The 7,060-nt window shown below is 71.2% G+C and carries 7 protein-coding genes and 1 pseudogene; 4 read left to right on the top strand and 4 right to left on the bottom strand.

The window, feature by feature from the left end:
* Positions 1–202: pseudogene (locus GC722_RS17445) on the top strand (hypothetical protein); the annotation flags it as partial.
* A gap of 32 nt (positions 203–234) precedes the next feature.
* On the top strand, positions 235–903 hold the full coding sequence (locus GC722_RS00035) for an SIMPL domain-containing protein (protein ID WP_156606926.1): 669 nt from the start codon (positions 235–237) through the stop codon (positions 901–903).
* A gap of 22 nt (positions 904–925) precedes the next feature.
* On the opposite strand, the gene GC722_RS00030 is transcribed toward GC722_RS00035, so the two are convergent.
* A complete protein-coding gene (locus GC722_RS00030; RefSeq protein ID WP_331714218.1) occupies positions 926–1,717 on the bottom strand; it encodes a metallophosphoesterase family protein in 792 nt (263 codons plus the stop codon).
* Between the two features lie 140 nt (positions 1,718–1,857).
* Between GC722_RS00030 and GC722_RS00025 the strand changes: the two genes are divergently transcribed.
* Positions 1,858–2,313, top strand: coding sequence for a Fur family transcriptional regulator (locus GC722_RS00025; protein WP_156606925.1), 456 nt, complete (start codon positions 1,858–1,860; stop codon positions 2,311–2,313).
* 52 nt (positions 2,314–2,365) lie between these two features.
* Positions 2,366–4,024, top strand: coding sequence for a catalase (locus GC722_RS00020; RefSeq protein WP_331714217.1), 1,659 nt, complete (start codon positions 2,366–2,368; stop codon positions 4,022–4,024).
* Positions 4,025–4,101: 77 nt separating this feature from the next.
* On the opposite strand, the gene GC722_RS00015 is transcribed toward GC722_RS00020, so the two are convergent.
* The 3 genes from GC722_RS00015 to GC722_RS00005 all read right to left on the bottom strand — a co-directional run.
* Positions 4,102–5,190, bottom strand: coding sequence for an ABC transporter ATP-binding protein (locus tag GC722_RS00015; RefSeq protein WP_156606924.1), 1,089 nt, complete (start codon positions 5,188–5,190; stop codon positions 4,102–4,104).
* Between the two features lie 2 nt (positions 5,191–5,192).
* On the bottom strand, positions 5,193–6,077 hold the full coding sequence (locus GC722_RS00010; RefSeq protein ID WP_156606923.1) for a carbohydrate ABC transporter permease: 885 nt from the start codon (positions 6,075–6,077) through the stop codon (positions 5,193–5,195).
* A partial coding sequence (locus GC722_RS00005; RefSeq protein ID WP_231747256.1) for a carbohydrate ABC transporter permease occupies positions 6,074–7,060 on the bottom strand: 987 nt, incomplete at its 5' end. The genes GC722_RS00005 and GC722_RS00010, both read right to left, overlap by 4 nt.

Genomic DNA, 7,060 nt, shown 5'->3' with positions numbered 1-7,060 from the left:
GCAGCCCTCCCCCACCTGCGGACACACCTACACCCGACGCTCCGCCGGCCCCGACAACCCCGGCACCCCCTACACCGTCACCGCCACCACCACCTGGGAGGTCGCCTGGACCGCCGCCGACGAGTCCGGCGTCGAGATCGTCCGACGCAGCGCCTCCACCGACCTCGTCGTCGGCGAGCTGCAGGCCCTCGTCACCGGCTGAGCTGCGACACCGCCCTGCCGTACTGTCCGGCCATGAGCCAGGTCGAGATCACGGTCCGCGGTGAGCACGTCGCCTTCCACCCGCCCGAGCGCGGCACGGTCCACCTGACCGTCGCCCTCGAAGGGCCGCAGGAGGCGGCCGTGCACCGTGGCGTCGCCGACGCCCTCGGCGAGGTCACCGGGAGCATCAGCCCGCTGCACGACCCGCAGCGCGGCCCCGTCACCTGGTGGGCCAGCGACCAGCTCCGCACGTCGGCGCGCCGGCCCTGGAACAAGGACGGCAAGCAGCTACCCCTGGTCTTCAGCGCCCGCGCGGACGTGCAGGCCAAGTTCAGCGACTTCAGCGCACTCAGCCGGTGGGTCGGCCAGGTGCTGACCATCCAGGGCGTCAAGCTCGACCGCATCGAGTGGGCGCTGACCGAGGTCCGCAAGCGCCAGCTCACCCACCGCGTCCGCACCGAGGCGGTCGGTGACGCGGCCCGCAAGGCGCAGGTCTACGCCGACGCCCTCGGGCTCGGGGACGTCGTGCCGGTGGCCCTCGCCGACGCCGGCATGCTCGGCCAGGGCCTGGACCCCGCCGCCGGCGGGCAGGCGGTCGCGTTCGCCCGCGGGGCCGCCGCGCCGAGCAGCGCAGAGGTCGCGTTCGCACCGCAGGACATCCAGGTCTCGGCCACCGTGGACGCGCGCTTCCTGGCCGGCTGACGCCTCGGCCGCGACGCCCGGCTCAGCGCACCGGCGCGAGCCGGGTCAGCAGGCAGGGACCGCCGTTGTTGATGCCGCCGTCGATGCCCAGGGCGAGCCCGTCGGCGTAGAGCAGCGGCTCGGACACCTCCGGGTAGTCCACCCCGAGCCAGTCGGCGACGATGCTGTGCCCGTGCACGATGCGGCGTCCGCCCAACCGGCGCAGGAAGGCCCGGGCCACCTTGGGCCCGTCGTCGCCGCGGAAGGCGTAGCGGGTGGTCATCCGGCGCCAGATCTCCCACCAGGCGGTGATGTCGTCGGTGCGCGACATCAGCTGCGCCACCCGCGCGTTGATCGTCGCCACCTTGTCGCCCCAGTGCAGGTACTCGGTGGTGTCGGAGTGCACCAGCAGCCACTGGTCCTGACGCGCCACCACCGGCAGCCGCATCAGCCAGGCCAGGTGGTCCTCGGTCAGACCCTCCTGGTCGTCGGCGCGGCCGCCGTTGAGCGTCCAGCTGCGCTCGAAGCTGCGCGGCACCGCGCCACCGCCGGGCACCTCGGTGCTGCCGAACAGCTTCATCCCCATGGCCAGGATCTCGTGGTTGCCCAGCAGCGCCCGGACCGAGCCGTCGGACTCCTCCACCAGCCGGCGCACCAGCTCCAGCACCCCGATCCCGCTGGGGCCCCGGTCGAAGAAGTCGCCCAGGAACCACAGCCGGGTGCGACCACCGCACCACCGGCCACGCGGGTCCACCAGCCCCGCCTCCCGCAGCGCCTCGGCCAGGATCTCGACGTGGCCGTGCACGTCGCTGACGGCGTAGACGGGGGCGGACACCCGCCTCACCCTAGTGGCAGGTCGCCCCGCAGCCCCGGCCCGGGAGCGGCGGGACCACCCCCCCCCGGTCGGTGGCGCCGGAGACGAACCCTAGGCGCGCCTTCCTTGACTCATTCCAATCTTCGTCGTTGACTCGTGCCATGACAGTCAGCCGGTTCCGCCAGCAGGCAGCCCCCGGCTCCGACGCGACCGTGGCGCTGCTGCGCGCCCGTGGCCTGCGGGTCACCACGTCCCGGGTGGCGGTGCTCGAGGTGCTGCGCGAGGCCGCCCCCACCCACGAGCACCTGTCCGCCGGCGCCGTCGAGGAGCGGGTGCGCGCCCGGCTGGGCAACGTCTCCACCCAGGGCGTCTACGACTGCCTGGAGGCGCTGACCGGCGCCGAGCTGGTCCGCCGGCTGGAGCCCGCCGGGCACCCCGCGCTCTACGAGTCGCGGGTCGACAACCACCACCACCTGGTGTGCCGCTCCTGCGGGCTCGTCACCGACGTCGACTGCGTCGTCGGGGCGGCTCCCTGCCTGCACACCACCGACACCGGGGGCTTCGTCGTCGACGAGGCCGAGGTGACCTTCTGGGGGCGGTGCGCCTCGTGCGCCTGAGCAACCCGCCCGTCCCCGACCGACCCCACACCCACGAGGAGAGGAACATCCAGTGACTGATGTCGCATCGCAGGGACCCGCCGAGGGCGACGACCGCCCGGTCCTGACCAACCGGCAGGGACACCCGGTCTACGACAACCAGAACCAGCGCACGGTGGGTGCCCGCGGACCGGCCACCCTGGAGAACTACCAGTTCCTGGAGAAGATCAGCCACTTCGACCGCGAGCGGATCCCCGAGCGCGTCGTGCACGCCCGCGGCGCCGTCGCGTTCGGCTACTTCGAGGCCACCGGCACGTGGGGTGACGAGCCCATCAGCAAGTACACCCGGGCCAAGCTCTTCCAGGAGGCCGGCAAGCGCACCGACCTGGCCATCCGCTTCTCGACCGTCATCGGCGGCCGGGACTCCTCCGAGGCCGCCCGCGACCCGCGCGGCTTCGCGGTGAAGTTCTACACCGAGGACGGCAACTGGGACCTCGTCGGCAACAACCTGGCCGTCTTCTTCATCCGCGACGCCATCAAGTTCCCCGACGTGATCCACGCCCTCAAGCCGGACCCCGTCACCTTCCGCCAGGAGCCGGCCCGCATCTTCGACTTCATGTCGCAGACGCCGGAGGCCATGCACATGCTGGTCAACCTGTTCTCCCCGCGCGGCATCCCGGCCAACTACCGCACCCAGCAGGGCTTCGGCGTCAACACCTACAAGTGGGTCAACGCCGAGGGCGTCACCCACCTGGTGAAGTACCACTGGCTGCCGAAGGCCGGCGTGAAGAGCCTGACCGAGGCTGACGCCGCCGTCATCCAGGCCGGCGACCTCGGGCACGCCTCGAAGGACCTCTACGAGGCCATCGAGCGCGGCGACTACCCCGAGTGGGACCTGCACGTGCAGCTGATGAGCGACGACGAGCACCCCGAGCTCGACTTCGACCCGCTGGACGACACCAAGGTCTGGCCCGAGAACGAGTTCCCGGCCAAGAAGGTGGGCACCATGGTGCTCAACCGCAACGTCACCGACCACTTCCAGGAGAACGAGCAGATCTCCTTCGGCACCGGTGTGCTGGTCGACGGCCTCGACTTCAGCGACGACAAGATGCTGGTCGGACGGACCTTCTCCTACAGCGACACCCAGCGCTACCGGGTGGGCCCGAACTACCTGCAGCTGCCGGTGAACCAGCCCAAGAACGCCACCGTGCGCACCAACCAGCGCGGCGGCCAGATGTCGTACTACGTCGACGGCGGCGGCGAGAACCCCCACGTCAACTACGAGCCCTCGATCACCGGCGGCCTGCGCGAGGCGCAGTACCCGACCCACGACGAGCAGGGCCCGGAGATCGTCGGGCGGCTGACCCGCAAGCGGATCCCGCGCACCAACGACTACACCCAGGCCGGGCAGCGCTACCTGCTGCTCGAGCAGTGGGAGAAGGACGACCTGGTCGCCAACTTCGTCCAGCTCATCGGGCAGGCCGACCGCAAGGTGCAGGAGCGGATGGTCTGGCACTTCTACATGTGCGAGGACGAGCTGGGCGCCCGCGTCGGCGAGGGCCTGGGCATCAGCCTGGAGGAGATCAAGGACCTGCCGCCGCTGGCCAGCCAGACGCTGTCCGAGGACGAGCTGGCCCGCCTGGCCAACCTCGGCCACAACGGTCCGCGCGACGTCTCGGACCTGCAGATGACGCACTGCGTGCCGAACGAGCGCGTCGTCATGACGAGCTGAACGGCTCCGAGCACCACGACGGCGCCCGTTCCGCTGCGACTACGCAGCGGGACGGGCGCCGTCGGCTTGTCGGGACCTCAGCGGGCGTCGGCGGCGGTCAGCCGGGCGCCGCCGTCGGGGTCGAAGCAGTGCAGCGTGGCCCCCTGCGCGCTGAGCAGCACCGGGTCGCCCACGGTGAGCCCGGTGAACCCGGGGATCCGCACCACGAACAGGCAGCTGCCCAGGTCGAGCGTCACGTCCGAGGCGTTGCCCAGCGGCTCCACGACCTTCACCACGCCGGAGGCGTGCTCACCCTCGCCCACCGGCTGCACCGAGCACTCCTCCGGCCGCAGCCCCAGCCTGATCCGCTCGGCGTCCACCCCGGGGACGTCCACGGTGAACGAGGACCCGCCGACCGCGTAGCGGCCGCACTCGACCCGGGTGGCGGGCAGCAGGTTCATCCGCGGCTTGCCCACGAAGGAGGCGACGAACTCCGTCGCCGGCCGGTGGTAGATGTCGTAGGGGCTGCCGTACTGCTCGAGGCGCCCGCGGCTCATCACCACGATCCGGTCCGAGAGCGTCATCGCCTCCTCCTGGTCGTGGGTGACGTAGACGCTGGTCGCCCCCAGCTCGGCGTGCAGCAGCTTCAGCTCGCTGCGGGTCTGGTCGCGCAGCAGCGCGTCCAGGTTCGACAGCGGCTCGTCGAACAGGAACACCTTGGGACGCCGGGCGATCGCCCGCGCCAGCGCCACCCGCTGCCGCTGCCCGCCGGACAGGTTGCGCGGCCGGTTCCCCAGCACGTGCTCGATGTCCAGCCGCCGGGCGGCGTCGACCACCCGGCGCTCGGTCTCGGCCTTGTCGACCTTGCGCATCCGCAGCCCGAAACCGATGTTGTCGCGGACGTCCATGTGCGGGTACAGCGCGTAGTCCTGGAACACGAAGGCCAGGTCCCGCTTGTCCGGGTCGAGGTCGTCGACCCGGCGGCCGTCGATCAGGATCTCGCCGCCGGTGATGTCCTCCAGCCCGGCGATCATGTTGAGGGTGGTCGACTTGCCGCACCCCGACGGGCCGAGCAGGGAGACGAAGTCCCCGTCGGCGATGGTGTAGCTGAGGTCGTGCACCGCCCGGACCGCCTTGCGCCCGCGGCCGTAGTCCTTCTGCACCCCGACCAGCTCGATGTCTGCCATGACTACCCCTTCACCGCACCTTCGACGAGTCCTCGGATGATCCACTTCTGCGCCACCAGGGCCAGCACCAGCACCGGCACCGCGGTGATCACCCCGGCCGTCGCGGCCGCGGTGTAGTCCATGGCGAACAGGCCCTGGAAGGCGGCGGTCCGCACCGGCAGCGTGGTGGCGTTGCTGATCGTCAGCACCTTGGCCAGGAAGAAGTCGCTCCAGCTGGTGATGAAGGCCAGGATCGCCGTCGCGGCCAGTCCCGGCGCGGCCAGCGGGACCGCGATCCTGGTCATGATCTGCAGCCGGTTGCAGCCGTCGATGATCGCCGCCCGCTCCAGGCTCGGCGGCAGCTCCTCGAAGAACCCCACCAGCATCCACACCACCAGCGGCAGGATGAACGCGGTGTAGGTGATCACCAGCCCCAGCAGGGTGTCGTACTGGCCGAAGGCTCGCAGCAGGATGAACAGCGGCACCGCCAGCACGATCACCGGCACGGCCTGCACCGTCAGCATCCCCAGCAGCAGCGTCTGCCGGCCGCGGAAGCGGTAGCGGGCGATGACGTAGGCGCAGGCCGAGCCCAGCACCATGCACACGATCGTGGTCGAGATCCCGACGATGGCGGAGTTGGCCATCGGCACCAGGAACGACGGGTCGCTCAGCATGCCGAGGTAGGCGTCCAGCCGGATCTGGCGCGGGTCCAGGTCGGGCGTCAGCGTCTGCAGGGCCGTGGCCGGGTACAGGCTGTAGACGGTCATCCAGACGAACGGCGCCAGCAGGTACACCAGCAGCAGGGCCACCAGCACCCGGTGCCCGATCGTGCCGAGCAGCCGTCTGCGGGCCCGGGACGAGCGGCGACGTCCGCCGGCAGCGGGCCGGTCTGCGGTGGTGGCGCTCATCGTGATCCCTCCTTGCGGTCGCGCAGCAGCAGCACCCAGAGCAGGGCGAAGGCCAGCACCAGCACCATCGCCGAGATCGCCACCGCCGCGCCGTAGCCGCGGTCCAGGTTGCTGAAGGTGACGAGGTAGGCCAGGAAGTTGATGGTGGTGGTGCCCTCGGCCGGACCGCCGGAGCCGCCGGTGAGGACGTAGATGGTGTCGAACACCTTCAGCGACCACATCGTCTGCACCACCAGCGCGAACAGGATCGCCCCGCGCAGGTTGGGCACCGTGACGCGGGTGAACCGCTGCCAGGCGTTGGCGCCGTCGATCCGGGCGGCCTTGTAGATGTTGGCGGGGATCCCCTGCAGCCCGGCCAGCATCAGCAGGCAGAGGAAGGGCAGCAGCTTCCACATCTCGGCGAAGATCAGCACGTTCATGGTGAGCTCGGGGTCGGCCAGGAACTGCACCCGGTCCTCGAACAGCCCCAGCCCCAGGCCGATCGCGTTCACCACCCCGGTGGAGCCGTCGAAGATCAGCTTCCACATGATGCCGTTGACCACCGGCGGCACCGCCCACGGCACCAGCAGCAGCACCCGGGCCAGCGTCCGGCCGCGGAAGTCGACGTTGAGCAGCACCGCGATCAGCACCGCCAGCCCCACCCCGCCGATCACCGTCACGGCGGCGAACCACAGGGTGCGGCCGAGGGCGGCGTGGGCCTGGGCGTCGGTGGCCAGCGAGGCGTAGTTGCCCAGCCCGACGAACGGGTGCGTGGTGCCCAGCTTGTCGTTCCAGTCGAAGCCGGACATGTAGACCGCGTAGCCCATCGGGTAGCCCAGCAGCATCACGATGATGGCCAGCGCGGGCACGGCCATCAGCAGCCCGAACCGCAGGTCGCGGACCTGGCGGCGCCGGCTTCCGGGGCGGCGGCCGGCGCCGGAGCGGGGCTGCTCCGGCGCCGGCGCGGCCGGCTCGGTGGTGGTCGAGGTCACCGTGCTCACCCG

The organism is Auraticoccus cholistanensis (assembly GCF_009742705.1).
Taxonomy (GTDB): Bacteria; Actinomycetota; Actinomycetes; order Propionibacteriales; family Propionibacteriaceae; genus Auraticoccus; species Auraticoccus cholistanensis.
Note: the sequence above shows the minus strand (reverse complement) of the source record. Positions and strands in the feature narration are given on the sequence as shown.

Coding starts and splice junctions, on each gene's coding strand:
- GC722_RS00035 (WP_156606926.1), top strand. CDS start 235: ATGAGCCAGGTCGAGATCACGGTCCGCGGTGAGCACGTCGCCTTCCAC.
- GC722_RS00010 (WP_156606923.1), bottom strand. CDS start 6,077: ATGAGCGCCACCACCGCAGACCGGCCCGCTGCCGGCGGACGTCGCCGC.
- GC722_RS00025 (WP_156606925.1), top strand. CDS start 1,858: ATGACAGTCAGCCGGTTCCGCCAGCAGGCAGCCCCCGGCTCCGACGCG.
- GC722_RS00015 (WP_156606924.1), bottom strand. CDS start 5,190: ATGGCAGACATCGAGCTGGTCGGGGTGCAGAAGGACTACGGCCGCGGG.